This is a genomic window from Alkalispirochaeta alkalica DSM 8900 (genome assembly GCF_000373545.1).
In the GTDB taxonomy this organism is placed as follows: Bacteria; Spirochaetota; Spirochaetia; order DSM-27196; family Alkalispirochaetaceae; genus Alkalispirochaeta; species Alkalispirochaeta alkalica.
This window is the reverse complement of sequence record NZ_KB891691.1, coordinates 348411-367735: the sequence shown is the minus strand read 5'-3', so window position 1 is coordinate 367735 and position 19325 is coordinate 348411. Positions and strand designations below refer to the sequence as shown.

The following is a 19325-nucleotide window of genomic DNA, read 5'->3' as shown; positions in this document are numbered from 1 at the left end:
GCCATGCGGAACGTGAGCGAGATCACCCTGCGCTCGCGCGACGCCATGGACACGATCATCACCAGCGTGGAGCAGATCAGCGCCGCCATCGGCGACATCTCCAGCGTGAGCGACGTGAACCACTCCCAGATCGAGGAGATCCTCCGCGCCACGGGGGAGCTCAAGCTGGCCTCGAACAAGGGGAAGCAGGAATAAAGAGGCAGATGTAAGGACGCCGGTCAAAAAAAGAGCTGAAAAAACAGATTTTTCTGTTACCTCCTGACCCGCCCGTTGTTATACAGGGTGAGTCAGCACGTTACGGCCTGCGGGGTTCACCTCCTTTCCCCGCAGGCCCTTTTTGTATCCCCTGCCGGGGGCAGCCTCCAGGGAGAGGCCCCTGGAGAGAAGGGGGGCACAGAATTGGAGTTCTTTTTTCTGGTGTTTCGGGATATATTTCACCTGCCATGCAAAACCGTATAGACCAGTTGGCGGAACGTATCGCCTATCACCAGGGTAAATATTACAACGATCAACCTGAGATAACGGACAGCGAGTTCGATGCGCTCTGGGATGAACTCACAAAACTTGCCCCTGATCATCCGATCCTGAGCCGTGTAGGCGAGGACAGCAGCGACGACCGCATAAAGCGGGAGCACCTCATCCCCATGGGAAGTCAGGATAAGGCTTCGTCACCGGAGCAATTTCTCCGATGGGCCCGAAAGGTTGGTCACTCCTGTTACATCGTCCAGTACAAACTGGACGGAGCCAGTATCGAACTCCAGTACCAGCAGGGCCGTTTTGCCCACGGAGTAACGAGGGGAGACGGCCGGGTTGGTGACGATATCACCCGAAACGTTCGCGTCATGGGGGGAGTTCCCCGGGAGCTCCCGGAAGATTTCTCCGGTGCGGTCCGTGGCGAGATTATCATGGAACACCGGGTTCACCGCGAGTATTATCAGGACAAGGCCAACTGCCGGAACGCCGCCAACGGAATCATGCGACGCAAGGACGGGGTCGGGAGCGAACACCTGCGCATTCTCTGTTACGATGCCATATCCCTGGACGAGGAGCGGGCCTTTTCTGACGAGATCGAGAAGACAAACTGGCTCCAGCGCATGGGCTTCGACCTGGTCCCTCAAACAGTTCTGGAAACCCCCGAAGAGGTGATTCATTACCGGGACCTGGTCATCGAAAAGAGGCCCTCTCTGGATTACGATATCGATGGCCTGGTGATCAAGGGGCCCCGGGTAGATCGGGAGGACATGCAGCGGGTGCGTCCCCAGAAACAGATCGCCTTCAAGTTCTCTGCCGAGGAAGCTCTCACGGTCTTGCGCGATGTAGAATGGAGTGAATCGGGGCACCTCTACACACCCGTGGCTCTGGTTGACCCGGTTTTGCTGGCGGGAACAACGGTGCGTCGGGCCAGNCTGGTTCACCCCGAACTGATAGCCTCGATGGGTCTGAAGATTGGAAGCGAGGTGATTATCACCAAACGGGGTGACATCATCCCCAAAATCGAGCGTCTTGTCCGCCACACCGGCGAGACCCGGGAGATCATCCCTCCGGCGCAGTGCCAGGCCTGTGGAACGGCGACGGTCAACGAGGGAAAGCGTCTCTACTGCCCCAATCCGCGGTGTCCCCGCAGAGCTTTCCGGCGTCTGCAGAAGTGGATCGACGTCCTGGAGGTCCGGGATTTCGGAGACGTCCTGCTGGGAAAACTCTTCGAGACGGGGCTGGTCCGCGAGATTGCCCATCTCTACGGGCTTTCCCCGGAAGATCTGGCGGCTTTCCCGGGTATGGGTGAGGTGAGCGCTGCCAAGGCCCTGGAGAACCTGGGCAGGGCAAACCCTGTGCCGCTGGCCCGTTTTGTAGCCGGTTTCGATATCGCCGGCATCGCTGAACTCAAGATGCAGAAGGTGATTGATGGAGGCTTTGATACCCTGGAGAAGATCAGGAACGCCACGGTGGAGGATCTTTCCCGTGCCGAGGGAATCGCCGAAACAACCGCCCAGGCGATTCTCGAAGGTCTCGAGGCCCTCCGGGACGAGATGGACCGCCTCCTCGCTACAGGGGCGGTGATCCTGGAAGAGGGTGGGGCTCCCGACGCAGTCCGGGAGTTGCCCCTGCAGGGGATGACCTTCTGTTTTACCGGCACGCTGAACCGCTTGAAGCGCAGCGATGCCGAGAAACTGGTCCGTCGCTGGGGAGGAGAGGCGCGGAGTTCCGTCTCGGCCGGTCTCTCCCGGCTGGTGACAAACAGTCCCGACTCTACCTCGGCCAAGGCTCGTCGCGCCCGGGAACTGGGGGTTCCCGTGATCACCGAGGATGAGTTTCTTGCGCTTCTTCCTCCGAATTCACAATCCCTTCTTGCGCCGGAGCCCCGGGAGGATTAGCATCATGAGTATGAAGAGGTCCCTGCGGGAACAGATCGAGGATTTTTATCTTCCCCGGCAACTGGTGGAGGCTATACTCGAGGTAGGGGAGATCCCCCGTGAGAGTGAAGAGGTCGAGGTGGGGGTGGGGTTTATCGACATCGCCGATTACACCTTCCTCTCAAAGTTTCTGACTCCCAAGGAAAATCAGGAAGTTCTCAACGGCCTCTACACCGCCTTTAACGGAGTTCTCCGCAAGCACGGGGGGTACCTGAACAAGATAGAGGGAGACTCCCTGATGTTCCATTTCGGGGGGCTTATAGATCCGGTCGTGCGGAAAACGGGTAATCCCGAGGAGATCCGTCTCTACATGGCGAAGGAACTCTTCTTCACCTGCGTGGAGATGCAACGGGTCAGCCTTCGCTTTAACAGCGCTGATGACCGTTTTCTTGAGGATTATCACAGTGAGATCGACCGCCAAGCCCTGAGTCGGGCCTTTGCGATCATGCAACGCCTGCGGAGCGACGATGCTGTGGCCAACCCCCTGAGCGCGATGTTCCAGATCCGTATCCGGGTCGGGGCAAATCTGGGCGAGGTTACCATCGGGAACTTTGGTCCCGACGGAGCTCGTCAGTGGGATGTGATCGGTATGCCCGTGATCAACGCAAAGCGGATGGAAAGCACCGCTCCCGTAGGGGGGCTCCGCATTTCCCGGGACTATTACGAGATTCTGAACTCTCACGGCTTTCTCGAGGAGTATCGGGACCGCTTTTGCCGGGAGGCCCGCGCTCTGGGAAGCCGGTACGCCACCATAACCTGGGAGGAACTCTTCGCAGTTCGCCAGGTTCGTCTTTGGGAAAAAGGGGGAGCTGCCTACGAGACCTGTAGCATCCAGGTAAACCCTGCTCTGCCCGAGCAGATGGCAGAACAGGTCCTGGCTCTCCTGGCTCACGGACGGTTCGGAGCAAAACGGATTCTTTCCATCCTCAAGTATTATCGGGGAAACCGCCACGTTATCGAGGCGATCGAAGAGGCCTTGGTTCATCGGGGGGTAATACTGAGGCGGAGTGAAGCCTACGAGATAATGTACCCCCAGAGATTCGCGGAACTGCGTGAGAAATCAGGAAACGAGGAGGATCGGCTGGAGGCCGAGCTCTGTCAGGAGCTTTCCCTGTTTGACCTCTTTACCCTTCTGGGGCGGTACCAGGACGCGATAAACCATCGGGATGATCCGGATGACGACGATTTACCCTTTGCCTCCTACGACCGCCATGTCGCTCTGGCGCGGGAGAACCTTCTGCGCCGCTACGAGGAGCAGAAGGCCGCCATTGCCCAGCGCGCGTACTTCCATAATGTGGTCTTTCCTCTGGTCTTCGCATCAATTTTTTCGGCAATTCTCGAACACCAGTCCGATCAGGAGGATCTGGAGCTGCTCAGCGGGTGATGTCGCGGACCGGGAAACCCGATTTGAAGGAGCTCCCCCTGATCGGGAGGGTGCTCAGCGGGTAGTCCCCGGGCAGAGTGAAGTGACGGCCCTGGGTCATCAATTTTTTTTCTTGAGGGTGCTGCCAAACTCCTTCCAGGCGCTCTCTACCTGCTTGCGGTTGTAGGACTTCCGGTTTTTTGCGGCGCCGGGAGCTCGCCTGCTCTGTGGNATGCCTCGGGATGGCGCCGGACCACCCTCTTTTCCGGGAGCCCCCCTTCTGACGGGGATGTCTCCGGGGAAGCCCTCCTCCTGGCGGGATCGATCCTGGTGGAGGGGGGTGTCCCGGAAAGACCGGAGCGGTTTTGTGTGCTCTGTCTGTTTCAGAAAACGCCCCCGGAAGGATTCGTACTTCCCGCTGACCCGCATCCAGAGCCTGTGCCAGACGGGCAAGCGCGCAAAGGCCCGATCAAAAATATCCACCAGGCGGAGTCCGAACCACTCACGCAAGGGCAGGGGGCGCAGGGTCTCGGAATCGAAGTAGAGAGAGAGCTGTTGTCGCAACTCGGCGGGGGTTATGCTCTGCCTGGTTTGTTTGGTGTGATGAATGATCCCCTCGGCCAGGAGGACGGGTTTTGCGATAAGCTCGGGCAAAAACGTGCTGTACGAGCGGATTTGCTCCTGCAGGGCCTGCTCGAAGGTATCGAGGGTGAAAAAAGTAGGGTCCTGGCTTCTGTTGCCTGTTCTCAGGGAGTGCTCCATAAGATGGACAAAATAGGCGGGAAGTTCTATCTCGGCTATCCTGAAATGTTCCAGAAAGAGCGGGTAGAGGTTGTCTCGGTGGATGAAGACGTTGTCGAGCTGAAGAACCTGGGGGAGTTTTTTTGAGGGCTCGGGTGTAACGTAGCGTTCGAAAAACTTCTCCTTGAAAGAACCGATCTCGGGACCGTATTTTTCCCGCTGGCTTTCCAGAAGGGCTGTGAGCGATGCCTGGGGCAGAAGCTTCTCGGGGGTCTCTTTGACCGCGCGGGCGATCGCCTCCAGATCCAGTTTTTCTTCTTCCTGGCGGCGCTTGCGTTCTTCCGCCTCGGCAACCTGTGATTCGATCAGGCTCCTGAGCAGTCCCGCCGCGTGGTAGAAGGTTTTCTCGACCCCCACGTTTCGGAGCGCGTCGATCTCACTCTTGTTGGCCATGATCGTTCTGGTCAGGGAGAGCCAGAAAGCTCCGTCCTTCCCGGAACAGCTTTTTTTGAGCATGATCAGGCTGGTGTCCTGAAGTTTTGCAAGAACCCCCAGGAGTGTTGTGTTTGTCAGGTAGTAGCGGAGCTTGAGAATCGCCATGTTTCCGAAGGACCGAAGGTTCTTTCGGGTAATCAGGAGGCGATCGTTATCGAAACTCTCCACGGCCAGAGGTTTTTCTTCCAGGAGCGCGGTCTTTTCCCTGTAGGAACCGCTGCCGCTGATCACCGAAGCCAGATGATCGGCCTCCACCGGGAGGACCGCCGCCGCCGGAATCGGGCCGTGGGCTTTTTCGATAACCGACACAAGCGGCAGGGGGTTAACGATTGACTCGAGCATATCCGTAAAATATTCGTCAGCCAGCTCGCAATAGAACCTGGGAGAACGCTGGTCGGTGAGAACGATGGCGTCGCGGAAGCGACTACCGTCGGTGATCCTGGTTCGCAGGATTCCCCAGCCCCCCCGCTGAAGTTTCGTCATGAGTGACGCCAGGTCACTCGCGCTCCCCCCGGAGGTGCTTCCCAGGAGGCGGGAGAACTTCTCGTAGGAGATGCGGGGCTGCCAGTTCTTGCAGAGCCTGTGAAAAACATCGCGCTCGTTGGGCGAGAAATTTCCGACCTGCGAGAGAAACTCCTCCCGCTGTTTTGGCTCGTATAGTACGTAATCCGGTTGCATTCTCTCTCCAGAATAAACTATACCAAGGAGTGGGGATCTTGTCAGTTTTTCCGGCTTTGCTTTTCCAGCTTTACTGCGGTGAGTTTTGGGCTCGGGATTTCTGGCATCAGGGCACGAGACGTTCCGCGCGGTTGCGGTGATCCTGCGAGGTGAGCTATGGGGAAGAAGAGTTCTGTTCAGGATGAACAGGGACAGGGATATCAGAAGGACTTACAGGACATTTACGATCACTCGCCGTTACGAAAGATCTCCGACGGCGACCGGCTGGTGATTTTCAGCGATCTTCACATGGGAAACGGCGGTCGAAACGACGATTTCCGCCACAACGGGGAACTTTTTGCCTCGGTACTCGGAAAATACTACGCCAGGCAGGGGTACCACCTGGTTCTCAACGGTGATGTGGAGGACCTGCAACGGTTCAGTATGAGAAGTATCGTTCACCGGTGGGAGGAGGTATACCTGGCCTTTGGTGCCATTGCAGACCGGGGTGGTCTGACTCGCATCGTGGGAAACCACGATCTCGAACTTCTCGAGGGGGGGCCCTCCGTGACCGGTCTGGGTGTGTTCGGGCGTGAGCACTGGCCCGAGACCTTTATGGAACCGGTCTTTCAGGGGCTGCGGCTCGCCCACCGTTGCGGAACGATCTTTATCTTCCATGGCCATCAGACCAACCGCTGGTACCAGAAGCACAACAATATCGCCAGGCTCCTGTTGCGATATCTGGCAAATCCTCTCCACGTGAGCACGCCCCCCGTGGCAGACGATAGTCGTCGGCGCTTTCTGGTAGAGCGCCGGGCCTATCGTTTTGCCACAGAACGGAACATCCTTGTTTTCATCGGCCACACCCACCGGCCACTCTTTGAATCCATGGGAAAGACAGACTCCGTCCTTTTCGAGATCGAAGCTCTGTGCCGGGCCTATCCCGAGAGCGATAATCAGAGAGCAATAGAGGATCGCATCGCCCAACTCAAGGAAGATCTCCTGGCAATACAGGAGGTAGAAACGAGAGATCACTCCCACGTGAGTCTCTACGAGGAGCGACTTCTGGTTCCCTGTATGTTCAATTCCGGCAACGTTCTGGGGAAGCAGGGGATGACCTGTCTGGAGATCGAGGGGGGAGATCTGCGACTCGTCTATTGGGCCGATACCACGAAAAAACAGCGGTACCAACGCTATCGCGAGTATTCTCCCGAACCGCTGGAGGGAACGCCCTTCCAGCGAGTGCCCATAAAGCAGGACAGCCTGGCCTACATCTTCAGCCGTGTTCACCTCCTTTCCTGAAGGCCTCGTCGTCTCTGAAGGTCGTGCCCGCGTGCCCCGGGGGAGGGAGGCCCCCTTCCGGGATGCTCCTCGGGCTGATTATGTGATACAATCCTGCCTCATGGAGACAGAAAAATATCTGGAGCGATTTGCTCATGTAGCCCTGGCGGGGGTAAACCTGCAGAAAGGGCAGCCCCTGGCGATAAAGATCGAACCCGAAAATCTTGATGTTGCTGTGGCCATAGCCTCCCTGGCTTACCAGCGGGGGGCCTCCTGGGTAGATCTCTGGACCGAATCGTCGCGATTGCTCCGGGCCCGGTTGGACCACTCCAGCGAGGATCATCTCTCTTTTGTCCCCGCCTCCCGGGAGAGCCGGAACAAGGAACTCCTCCAGGATCGATGGGCACTTCTCTCGATCAAGTCGCCCGTTGACCCCTCGGTGCTGGAGGGGGCCGATACCGCGCGGATGGGGTCGGTAACTCGTGCCCTGAGCGAGGCCGACGCCGAACTCAGGCGGGGCCTCAGCAACGACGAGACCCAGTGGACCGTCATGGCTGTGCCCTCACCGAAATGGGCCGGGGCTGTTTTGAATATGCCTCCGGGGAGGGAGGCCCTGAAGAGACTCTGGGAAGCCTTTGTTCCCATCCTTCGCCTCGACGCCGATGATCCGGCCCTGTTCTGGAAAAACCACGCGGCTCTTCTGACGGAGCGGGCCCGGACCCTTACCACTCTGGGTATCGAGAAACTTCACTTCACCGGGGAGGGCACGGATCTCACCGTGGGGCTGAGCCCCCAGGCACGCTGGAAAGGGGGCGGGGCCAGGACCGCCGAGGGGATAGAGTTCGCTCCGAACCTTCCCACCGAGGAGGTCTTTACCACTCCCGATTATCGGCAGACCCGGGGTCGCGTCGCCATCTCACGGCCTGTGAGGGTTATGGGGACCATGGTCCGTGATGCCTGGATGGAGTTCGACCAGGGGAAGGTAGTCAGTTTTGGAGCTTCTTCGGGCGAGAAGGCTCTTGGAGAGTTTCTGGAGGTCGATCGGGGGAGCTCCTTCATGGGCGAGATCGCGCTTGTCGATTCCCGGGGCCCCATATTTCAATCGGGGTTGCTCTTTGACAACATCCTGCTGGACGAGAACGCCGCCTGTCACTTTGCCCTGGGTTTTGCCTATCCCTCCTGTATCGAGGGTGGTACCCTTCTTGACGACCGTGCCCTGGATGCTCTCGGCGCGAACCGGAGCAGGCAGCACCTGGACTTCATGATCGGTACCGAGACGATGGAGGTTCGTGCAACCTTGCGGGACGGCTCGTCGCGCACTATCATCGAGAAAGGGTGCTTTTGCCTATGATTTTTACTCCCCACGATCGAACCCAGGCGCTGATTTTCGATCTGGACGGTACGCTTCTGGATACCATGCCGCTCCATTTTGCGGCCTGGCGGGAAACCCTGCGGAATGAGGGGATCCTCCTGGAGGAATCGCTTTTTCGGGAGCTTGGCGGGCTCTCGTCGGTGGCGATTGTCGATGCCTTAAACCAGCGGTTCAGCCGAAGCTTCTCGCCGGTGGCGCTGGCCGTTGCCAAGGATCGTGCCTATCTCCAGAGAATCAAGGAGGTCAAGCCCATCGGTGGGGTCGCCCGCATTCTCTGCCGGTACACCGGAGAGTTGCCCATCGGAATCGCCACCAACGAGTGTCGGGCGGTGACCTCTCTGACGCTCCGCTCCGCCGGGTTTGCCTCTCTGGTTCAGGCCGTGGTGACCTCCGACGATGTGGATCATGCCAAACCTGCACCCGATATTTTCCTGGAATGCGCGCGAAGGCTCGGAGTAGATCCTGCCCGGTGTCACGTCTTTGAGGATAGCGACTCCGGTCTCCAGGCGGCCCGGGGAGCGGGAATGTCTGTCTCGGACATCCGGCTGTTCCCGCCCGATGAGGCCCCGCAGGGGGATGATGGATGCCCTTGGGAGGAATAATCTCCGCTTCCGGGATGATCCCCGCTGGAGTGATCGGGACCGGACGGATCGCCTCGCTCCTGGAGGAGGATCCCCTGCGGGAAAAACCCTGTACCCACGCCGGGGCGCTGGTCGCGACTGGTCGATGCACCATCGTGGGTGGTGCCGATCACGACGAGGAACGGCGTCGCCTCTTTTCCCGGCGTTGGGGAGCCCCCGGTTTTTCCGATCCTCTGGAAATGATCCGCACCACGGCTCCGAAGATACTGGTGGTGGCCACCCATCCCGATTCTCACGAGCGGTACGTTGCCATGGCTGCCCGCGAGGGGGTTCCCGTGGTGGTCTGCGAGAAACCCCTGGCTCACACCATGGCCTCGGCCAGACGGATCGCCAGGATCGAGAAAAAGGGTGACCTGAAGATCCTGGTGAATCACGAGCGTCGCTTCTCCCGGGATTACGAACTGGTCAGGGATGCTCTGCGATCCCGTGCGCTGGGCTCTCTTCTGGGTATAACAGCGACGCTCTTCTTTGGAAAAAACCAGCCTCATCACCGCGTGCTGCACCACGACGGCACGCATCTGATCGACGCGATTCACTTCCTCACCGACGATACGCTTCGGGTTCGCCGGAGGGTTGGCGCCGTGCGGGGACGCCGGTCATCGGTCTTTGTTCATGGAGTACTCAAGAACGGGAAGCTCCCTGTGGTGATCGAGGTGGGGTCCGAACGGGATTATCTGCACCTGGAAATCAGGTTGAGTTTTTCCTCCGGGGAGATTCGCCTTGGAAACGGGATTTTTTCCTGGAGCAGAAGCGAAGTCAGCCCCCACTACAGTTCCTACCGGTCGCTTCAGGAGCTACCCCGGCTCGTTCCGGAGCCCACGGGGTACTTTCTGGGGATGATGAACGAGGCTGTTGCCCTGGCGGAGGGACGGCAGGAGCGCTCCCGCTCGACCGCAGCCGATGCCCTGGCGGCGCTCCGGGTCATTCACGAAGCCTCTCGTCGGGTATGAGACGATCCTCGTCCAGCCTGATCGACTCCATGCGGTTCTGAAGGTCCAGCATGCGGGCCGCCATCGCCAGGGTTTCCCGGGCCGGCTCGAAGGAAGGATCCAGGGCAAGGGCCTGTCGGTTAAGATAGATCGCCTCTTCCAGCTCTCCCACAGCAAAGTGTTGTAATGAATCAAGATAAAGGGTTCGTACCCGATCGCGCCGTTCCCCCCGGCCTCGATCCCCCAGGGAAAAGGCCGCCTGAATGCTGAAACGATCAAAGGCAGAAAGTTGGGTCGTCATGTCCAGGGTGTAGTTCACGGTGATCGTCATCTCCTGAACCTGGATGCTGCTTCCCATGGTGAGGCGCGGGTTCCCCCCCATGAGCAGAAATCCCGAACGGACCACGAAGAAATCGGTTACAGTCAGGGCGGCCCCTGCCGCATAGCTCCGATCGGGTGGAGGCAGGTCCGAGAAGGGCATGAGCGGGACGTGCACATCGGCAGCGAGAAGCAGGGGGCGCAGGGGAGCCCAGGCGATCCCCGTGGACCAGACCGTAGGAAGCGGTTCGTCCAGAACGGGAGGCCCCAGATTTTTGAGAGCCGTCCCCACGGAAAAATTCGGCTCCTGCGATGAATAGGGCTTGAGAAAGTGGAACCGCGTGAGAACTCCCACGTCGGTCATGATGCCCGCTGCCGATTGACCCGGTGCGATATGATCGGGGATATGGCGATAGGCGGCCTTTAGATTTGCCCCCAGGGAGATGCCGCTGAAATAGAAGCCCCTGAAAAAGTTGTACGAGACGTTTCCTGCCACGACGGTCTCGCTGTACCGGGCCGTGCCGAGCTGCGCCCCGTAGTCGTCGTAACTGGTGAAGGGCACGTGCAGATGTTTTGCTCCCAGGCCGTAGCCAAGGTTCTCGCGGCGGCTGGTGTATACGGCCCCCTCCATATTGGTATCGGCGATCAGGTTGTTGTGAAAGACCGCCGCCTCGGTCCTGTCCAGGCGGGAGCTCGCTGCCGGGTTTGCCTCGAGGAACGATGCGTCGCGGCTCACAGCAGTATAGGCTGTTCCCATCCCTTCCTGTTCTCCCCCCATGGGAATCATCAGGGTAGGAAAGACGGTGAGTCCCGTGTTCTGTACCGATTCGCCACCGATCTGCTCGTGGATGTCTCCGTACCAGTCGTGGAAGGAATCATCGGACACGCCGGCGGCGAAAGCCGGCGTTACCAGCATCATTGCTACCACGAGAAAGAGCAGAACTGTGGCAAATCGACGTTCCTGAGCCATTCTGATATACATTGTACCGCTCTCTGGCCGATTATTCTATATAGGGTATCGGTTTGCTTTCATAGAACCATAAGCCCGGGACGTGATAGAATTATTCGCAGGGGAGAATGAAAAAGTTGATTCCGCGCCGCCTTTCGGTGGTTCTTTTGCTACTACTTGTCTCGGTTTCTCTCCCCGCATCGGGGCGAAGGGAGGACCCCCTTCGCCGCGCCCGGGGGCTGGTGGCTGAGAACAGAATCAACGAGGCAATCCTTCTTCTGGAGCAGACCGTTCGGGACGATCCCGACCGCATCGTGGAAGCTGAAGCCCTCATGCGTGCAATCCGGGGAATCAGGGGGGAATACAACGTCCTCTTTGAGCTCCTGATCCAGAACCTGATCGAGAATCCCGATGACATCGCGAGAACGCTCGAAATAATCGACAGAATGGAGNAGCTCGACGAGTTTCCGAACGCCCGGGTGCTTCAACAGGTCGAGGACGCCAGGATTATCGCACAGCTTGCCTACGACCGGAATCTGGTAGATCAGGCGATGAATGAGGCGCGGGAGCTCCTTCTGGCGGGGCGTCACGGCGATGCCGCCAGAATCTANCTCTCCCTGGGCGAACTTCAGCGGGATCGCTTCGAGGGACGGGGATACAGCGATATCTTTGTCAACCAGGTCGACCGGGCTCTGGTTCGTCTTGATGAAGCCGGTGCAGACTTTCTGGAGATGATCGAACCCTACCTTGAGGTGTCGGAGCCTTTACGGGCAGCCGTCCTGGAGGGCCCGGTGCCGGTGGGGGCCGATTTTTTCAGCGAGTATCTTGTCCGGGGTTCAGAGCTCTACGAGGTCTTCGAACGAACGCAAACCCTCTCGCAGGATCTTCTGGTCCTGCGTTCTCAGGTTGCTCTGCAGTTCCCCGATGACCCCGTGGACTGGTATCTCAATTTTCAGGATATTTTCCTCCGGGGGCGCCCCGACCTCAGGAACCAGGAGGGACTCGTGGCGGTGGTGGCCCGGTTCTACGACCTTCCCCTGGCAGAGGTGGCGAGCAAGAGCCGGGATCAGGCCCTGGAAGCGCACCTGCGTGGTGACGAGTTTCTCGCGGGCAACGCCTTACCCCAGGCGATAGAGGCCTACGAAGTCGCGGCCGATGCCGCCCTGGCCTGGGAGCGGATCGAGGGGTTGCGCGTGGGGCTCTTCGAGCCAGACCTCCCGTCGCGGGAGATCGTTGAAACCCGTGGGGCCCGTGAGGCCGGCCCCGCTCTCACAGGGCGGATCAGGAAAGAGAGCTCCCGGAACAGGGCCGTCCTGGCAGAGACCCTTCGGGGCCTTCCTGCTGTGAGCGAAGAGGAACGGGGTCTGGCCGGGGAGCTCCGCTCCCGCAAGGAGCAGATCCAGGACGTTATCGAGGAACTGCGAGAACACCACCAGATCTGGCGCGAGCGGGCGGCGACGTTCCGGCAGTTCCCCGAGGAGCATCTCGCCGAGATTGATCTCGTCCCTCTGGATGACCTGCTNGCCGAGACAGGAGAACGTCTGGAAGGCTCGATCTCCCGAACCCGAGAACTGGCTGTGGCGATCTCGCTTCTCGAGACCGCAGAAGTACCTCTGGTGATTGCCCGTTCCCGGGAAGTGCTCTCAGAGACGGCTCTCTTGCTGGAGGGGGTAGAGGAACCCCTGGAGGATGATCACTTCCAGAGCGATGATCTTGCCCAGCCCGATGGTCTCGAGATGCCCTCCCGTGATCTGGTCCGTATCGCCCGGTANCCCGATGAGGCCGCCGAGCGGCTTGCTCTTCTCGAGGGGGTGGTTGCCAGGGCCGGAGAGGAAGTGGAGCGCGCGCGCCAGGGGCTGGAGGAGGATCGTGATTATGTGAGTTCGAGTCCGCCTGTGCAGGCAGAGCTGCTCCGTCTGGCTGCCCTTCAACAGGANCTGAACGAGTTGGCCCTGGTAGGTGCAGANAAATCAAGCGAGGCTGCCGGNTTAATCGCCGAGGCCCGGGTTCGGGAGGAGGAGGGTTTCACACGGATCGCCGACGCCAGGGCGGCAATCGCTGCGATGCGTATCGACGCGGCCCGGAGAAACTGGGAGGCCGCTCGGGACGCCTTCTTTGATTCCCTGGAGCTCCGCGAAGAAGAGACGCTCAGGGCCTCGGCGGATCGGGAAATCGCTGCGGTGGGCCAGGAGTTGCTGGAGCTCGAAAACGTTCTGGTGGTCCAGCGCGTACGGGAACTGTTGAACCGGGCCGAAAACCAGTACAATCAGGACGAGTATGTGGCCGCCCGGGACACGCTTTTGCAGGCGCAGCAAACCTGGGAGCAGACGAACATCGAGCCCAACAGTGAAATCGACCGGCTTCTGATTCTCGCCACGGCCGCCCTTAGCCTCGAAGAGGGGCGGGAACTCTCACCGTCNGACCCCCTGTTCCCCGTTCTGGGGAACTATCTCAGCCTTGCCCGGGAAGATTACAACCGGGGCGTTCTGCTCTTTCGTCAGGGGCGCGAGGACGAGGCGAACCGTCTNTTCGACCGGTCCATAGAGAATCTTCGAAACGTCCGGGATGTACGGCCTCTTAACTGGGATGCGCGTATCCTGGAACTCCGGATTGTGCAGCTNCGTGACGCCGACGAGTTCGAAAACATCTTTGCAACCCGCTACAACCAGGCACTGGCCCGGCTTGATCAGGCAGGTCCGCTGGAGGTTTACAGCGAGCTCGAGGCCCTCGCAGAGATAAATCCCGACTATCCAGGTCTCCAGACGCAGCTTCGACGACTGGAAATAGCCCTGAACCTTCGCCCCGATCCAGCTGACCAGCAACGGATAGCCCGGGCGCAGCAGCTCTATAACGAGGCCCGGCGTCTCTCCGGGGGCTCCCGGGACCAGGTGGTNGTGGCGGTCTCGCTCCTGGAGGATGCTGTCGGTCTGAATCCGGGAAACAGGGATGCCCGGTTTCTTCTGGACGAANTGAGGATTCGTCTGGGCGGACGCGCTACGGTCGCACTCTCCACCACGGACGAGCAGCAATATCGCCGGGCAGAAACGCTCTTTCAGCAGGGCCAGGTTGTGCAGGCCTTTTCCATCACGGAACGGCTCTTGTCTAACCCCGAGAACCAGGGGTACCCTCCTCTGGTCGACTTGCGCAGGAGGATAGGCTTACGCCTTGGAATATGAGACTCTCCCGAGCTGTAGCAGTCCTGTTCCTGCTGATCCTGGCCGGAGCGGGAGCGACACCGTTCTCTCTTTCGGCCCGGACCACACAGTATTTTGAGCCTCCCCGGACCCTGACCGGTGAAAACGCTCATTTTCCCCGCATTCTTGCAACAGACGAGAAAATACTCGTCTTTTATCAGCAGGTAGTTCNCCCGGACGGCCCCGATGAGGGTGGATCGGTTTATCTGTCTCTTGTCCATTCCCCGGATGGCCGGCAATGGGAGGAGCGGGAGCGACTGCTGGGGCCCTTCGCTTTCAGCGGAGCGGCCGTGCCCATGATCTATTCCGTCCTTGTCACGGGGGAACAGATCATCTACGCGGCGATCACGGCGTCGGCCGATGAGACTCTCATCTTCCGATCCCTCGATGGGGGAGAATCTTTTGATCAGGTCCTGAGCGTCTCCACGGACCGGACCAATGTGGCGCCCTCGCTGGCAGAGATGCAGGATGGATCGATAACCCTCTTCGCTAACCGGAACCTCGATGGGCGACAGCAGATCGTCTATCTCTCCTCCCGGGACGGTCTGGCCTGGAGCGATGCCCGCCCCCTGGACGGGGATCCATCTACGGGGCTCTCCTTCCTGCCAACCCACGGGGCCACGGGGGGNCGGGACTTTGTGGTGTATCAGGGGCTGAATATCTCCGAACGGAGCACGTACCAGTTGTACATGGCCGAGAGCTCCGACGGTGGCGAGACCTGGGTGTCCCGGGGAAGGATCACGACCTTCTTTGATACAGCCCAGACCGATAATCCCGATCTTTACGACAACCAGCGTCCCCACCTGGCGGTACATCCCGTCACGGCCGAATTATACCTTGCCTGGGAACGACGGTTTCAGACGGGCAACCCCCAGATATATCTTCAGACGTTTGATCAGGGCGGGGAGCCTACGGGATTTCTTGAAGAGGTAACGGGNCGTTTCGAGGCCGCCCGNTCGCCCCGCCTCGCCTTTGACGGGGAGGAGCCCGTTCTGGTCTGGTTCACCAGCCCCTCCGGGAACAGCCGGATCGTTTTGGGGAGGCCCGGCCGCTTTCGCTGGGAATCCGAGACGGTGAGTCCTGCCACGGGAGAGGCTTCTTTTGCTGAAGCGTTGCGCCACCAGGGACAGCTTCATCTGATCTGGCAGCGGAGAACCGGGGCCAGAGGAGCCGCCGTGGTGTACAGGGAACCCGATCAGCACGTGGATCCGCCGGGGTTGNTCGCGTCAAACTTCCGGGCCGGAGAGCGAAGCGCCCGATCATCCATCGCTGTAAACGTTCAGGACCCGCCCGACGCTTCGGGAATTCGGGGCTATTCCTGGGTCTGGTCCCGCGACCCTGACGCGGAGGTTCCCAGGGAAATCATGCAGCGTGTTCCCGACCGGACTATCCGTGCCACGGCCGATGAAGACGGGACCTGGTATCTGCGGGTGCGGGCAACCGATTTTGCCGGAAACTGGTCGGAACCGAGCCGGATAGACTATTTTCGCGACACCACCCCCCCCGGTCCGGTGGTATTTCCTCCGCCGGCGCTGGACGAAAAGGGGTATCTCACGGCGAACACCTTTGAAGTGGGTTGGCTCCCGCCTCCTGACGAGGAGTATCTGGGCGGGTACACCCTGCGCCTGGACTTTCTCTCTTCCGATCCCGGGGCGGCCCTGGAGGAGATACCATCGCTTCCTCTTCAGCCTCGGGTAACCACCAGTGTTCCCTCGCTTCGTCGGAGCAACGTTCCCGATGGATTATGGCTCCTCACAGTTGCGGCTGTTGATTCCGTGGGGAATGTCGGGCCTTCCCGGGCTCTCCCGCTGCGCACCAACAAGGCGATCCCCGCAACCCGTATTTTTGGAGCTACCCTGGAGCGGGATCGTCTGGGCCGTCCCGGTCTTGTTATCCTGGGAAGGGGGTTCCAGACCAACGGAACGATACGCCAAATCATTCTGGACCGCGACGGACGGCCTCCATACGACTATGAGTTCAATCTCTGGCAGGATGACTTCGTCGTCCGCGACGACAGAACGATTGAAGAGGTTCGTCTGGGTGATATAGCNGCTGGCGAGTATCGGCTGGGGCTGGTNCACGCCGAGCGGGGAATTACCTTTGCTGCCGATCCTCTGCGGTTTACTCCCCAGGGGATTATTCAGTTCGGAGATTTCCGNCCCCGCTTCAGGCCGGGTTTTGTTCANCANAAGACTTCCCGCTACTCCTGGACCTCGCAGGATGCAGTTTTCGCTGTCACGCTGCTCGCTGCAGTGCTTCTTGTGGTGATCTCGCTGGTCCGGCTCTGGTTCATCGGGCGGGAGATATCGCGACTCAACGGGGAAGCGCGCGCGCTCGTTGCAGGAAGAGCTGTGGATGATGTGATTTCAGTTTCGGAAAGGGCTCAGCACATGAAAGTTCAGGGAATCGGTTTGCGGATCAAGTTTGCCTTCTTTGTGGTACTCCTGGTGGCCAGTGTCGTTCTGGGAGTTTCTGTCTCCCTGAGCCGCACCGTCCGGGTCCGTCAGGAACGAATTCTCGTGGGGGGGCTCCAGGAACGGATCGAGCTACTCCTGGAGGGGCAGGTAACGGGAGCCCGGCCGGCGCTCCAGAACCCNCAGCTTAACCTGGATCAGCTGCAGAACCTGACCGAGCAGGGCGAGGCCATGGGAGAAGCGCTCTACGTGACGATCACGGGGCTGGATGATCTGGGAAACAGGGAGGTTATCTTTGCCACCAGCGATTCCCGGATCATCGCCGGTGAGCTGGTAGATACCGACTCCTACATCACCGGTGTTTCGAAGATAACCGACGAGATATCTTCTCTGGTAGAGGATATGGCGACCAGGTTAAACGAGGAGGCTCACCAGGAACTGGGCGATATCCCGGGAGAGCTGGAGGAGCTCTCCCGTCAGGCCCAGCAGATGATTCTTCGGGGAGCCAGTGAGGACGAGATCGCCCGGATAGACCAGGTTCGGAACGAACTCCTCCAGCGCGCCCGGGGAAGGCTGATCGATCTGGCGGGNCCCACACGAAGCTATCCTTCCTTCGACCCCGAAGCGATCAGCCACGACCAGACTACCTTTATCTTCTACCGGCCGGTTCTGGAGATCGTCCCCGGAGCGGACGCCTCGTTCAGGGATTACTATCGCGGCACGATCCGCGTGGCCGTGACTACCCAGCCGATTCTTGACGAGATGGCAGCGACCCAGCGGCAGCTGGTGCTCACGGCTCTGGTCGTGGCAGGGGTCGCTGTGGCTTTGGGGGTGCTGGGTGCCTACATCCTCGCCACGGTTATCGTTATTCCCATCACAAAGCTGGTGAGCCTGGTGGAGGTTATCGCCGAGACCGAGGACAAGGCCTCGCTGAAAGAGACCCGACTCTCCCTGAAGGCCCGGGACGAACTGAAGGTGCTGGCNGATTCCATAAATACCATGACCCAGGGACTGGTAAAAGCCGCCGAGGCAAACAAGGATCTTCTCTTCGGAAAGGAGACCCAGAAAGCCTTTATTCCCCTGANGAGCCTTTCAGACGATGTGAAATATTCCTACGGCGAGATGGATGTGGAGGGGGCGTACTTCTTTGGTTACTACGAGGGGGCCAAGGGTGTTTCGGGGGACTATTTCACGTACCAGAAACTGAACGATCGCTTCTACGCCATGATAAAGTGCGACGTGGCGGGAAAGGGTATTCCGGCGGCTTTGATCATGGTACAGGTTGCTACGGTATTCCAGAACTATTTTCGTGGCTGGACCGTGAAAAATCCGGGTCTTGACCTCTCCTCCATGGTGCTTCGCGTGAACGACGTCGTGGCGGCNCAGCAGTTCAAGGGCCGCTTCGCTGCTCTCACGGCGGGAATCCTCGATGTCAAAACGGGTGCCTTTTACACGGTTAACGCCGGTGATAACCAGCTTCACATCTACCGGGAAGAATCCCGGAAGGTGGAACAGATCACTATTCCTGGAGGTCCTGCCTCNGGCATGTTCAGNAGCGACGACATGCCCATCTCCTTTCCCCAGGAGATGAAGACCGTCGCTCCGGGAGACGTGCTGCTCCTCTTTACCGATGGTGTCGAAGAGGCGAAACGCCTCCTGCGGGATAAAAACTTTCAACCCATGGTTGTCACCCAAAAGATGATCGACGACAAACTGGTTCCCCAGGATCTGGGGCTGGGCCACGACGGTGAAGAGTTCACGATTCAGCGTATCCACGATATTATCGTTGCCGTTCAGACCCAGGGGAAATACCAGCTTGAGAAGGTCTTGAACCCCCGGGAAGGGGAGGTGCTGGAGTTCGACTACAGCGGCTGTGATCCCGGCGGCAGAGACCTCGCCCTGGCTGTTATCGCGGCGGAGAAGATCTTTCGTCTTTACCGTGACCCGGCAGCCGGTTCCCGCGATCGGGTGAAGGTGGATCGTCTGGTTGACAGGTTTCTGGAAAAACACTTCCTCCAGTACCGGGAGTATTTCGGTTATCCCGTGGAAGACCTCTCGNGGGAGGAACGCCCCTCCCCGGGTGGTGGCGATTCACCCGGCGGTGATCCCTATCGTACTTTCTCGCATCTCCGTGAGGATGAGCAGTACGACGACCTCACCATGCTCGTGGTGCGGCGCTCCTAAACTTCCTTTCCGGAAGTCGGCGCGATCTGGCGGGGCGGTTCGTCGGCACGGAGACCTTCGGCGTCTCCGGGATCAGGAGGGGGGCCGGAAGGCGGAACGGGGGATCAGAATACAGGCGTGTCNCGATCAGGGAAATGGGCCAGGGAAGAGCAGGCGGTGCAAGGACTGGTCAGCGCGGGGCGGCCCGCCGGATCTCGTGGTAGAGCAGCACCATCACGGGGTGAAGGATGCCTTCTTCAACGGCCTGGGCGAGATTGCCCGGGAGCTCTCCCTGTTTCATCGCCCTGGAGAGGGNGCGATAGGGCTTGCCGGTGATCTGCAACCGNAGAAGCTCCACCACCCGTGCCGTGTGATCGGGGTACTCCTCCCAGAGAAA

Annotated in this window: 10 protein-coding genes; 9 read left to right on the top strand and 1 reads right to left on the bottom strand. The window is 59.6% G+C overall.

What is annotated here, in order from left to right; genetic code table 11:
* From B071_RS0101560 to B071_RS0101515, 7 genes are all read left to right on the top strand, one after another.
* Window positions 1-195: hypothetical protein (locus tag B071_RS0101560; protein ID WP_026244896.1), on the top strand; the 195-nt coding region annotated here is incomplete at its 5' end.
* 248 nt (window positions 196-443) lie between these two features.
* Window positions 444-2372 (top strand): NAD-dependent DNA ligase LigA, encoded by a 1929-nt coding sequence (gene ligA / locus B071_RS0101550; protein WP_018525347.1) that lies wholly within the window; start codon window positions 444-446, stop codon window positions 2370-2372.
* Window positions 2373-2376: 4 nt separating this feature from the next.
* Window positions 2377-3795: an adenylate/guanylate cyclase domain-containing protein gene (locus tag B071_RS15255; protein WP_157702966.1), complete on the top strand. Its 1419-nt coding sequence runs from the start codon at window positions 2377-2379 to the stop codon at window positions 3793-3795.
* A gap of 2049 nt (window positions 3796-5844) precedes the next feature.
* On the top strand, window positions 5845-6969 hold the full coding sequence (locus B071_RS0101530) for a metallophosphoesterase (protein WP_018525343.1): 1125 nt from the start codon (window positions 5845-5847) through the stop codon (window positions 6967-6969).
* 100 nt (window positions 6970-7069) lie between these two features.
* A complete protein-coding gene (locus B071_RS0101525; protein WP_157702965.1) occupies window positions 7070-8299 on the top strand; it encodes an aminopeptidase in 1230 nt (409 codons plus the stop codon).
* Window positions 8296-8922, top strand: coding sequence for an HAD family hydrolase (locus tag B071_RS15250; protein WP_018525341.1), 627 nt, complete (start codon window positions 8296-8298; stop codon window positions 8920-8922). Before B071_RS0101525 ends, B071_RS15250 begins: the two co-directional genes overlap by 4 nt.
* A gap of 29 nt (window positions 8923-8951) precedes the next feature.
* A complete protein-coding gene (locus tag B071_RS0101515) occupies window positions 8952-9911 on the top strand; it encodes a Gfo/Idh/MocA family protein (RefSeq protein WP_157702964.1) in 960 nt (319 codons plus the stop codon).
* Here B071_RS0101515 and B071_RS15245 read toward each other — a convergent pair.
* Window positions 9883-11178: a UPF0164 family protein gene (locus tag B071_RS15245; RefSeq protein ID WP_157702963.1), complete on the bottom strand. Its 1296-nt coding sequence runs from the start codon at window positions 11176-11178 to the stop codon at window positions 9883-9885. The genes B071_RS0101515 and B071_RS15245 overlap by 29 nt on opposite strands.
* A 107-nt stretch (window positions 11179-11285) precedes the next feature.
* Here B071_RS15245 and B071_RS20560 point away from each other — a divergent pair, with 107 nt between their 5' ends.
* The gene (locus B071_RS20560; RefSeq protein ID WP_018525338.1) at window positions 11286-14333 is read left to right on the top strand and encodes a hypothetical protein; all 3048 of its coding nucleotides are present in this window, start codon (window positions 11286-11288) and stop codon (window positions 14331-14333) included.
* Entirely contained in the window at window positions 14330-18949 is a 4620-nt protein-coding gene (locus tag B071_RS0101500; protein ID WP_018525337.1) for a SpoIIE family protein phosphatase, read from the top strand. Before B071_RS20560 ends, B071_RS0101500 begins: the two co-directional genes overlap by 4 nt.
* Window positions 18950-19325 lie beyond the last annotated feature (376 nt).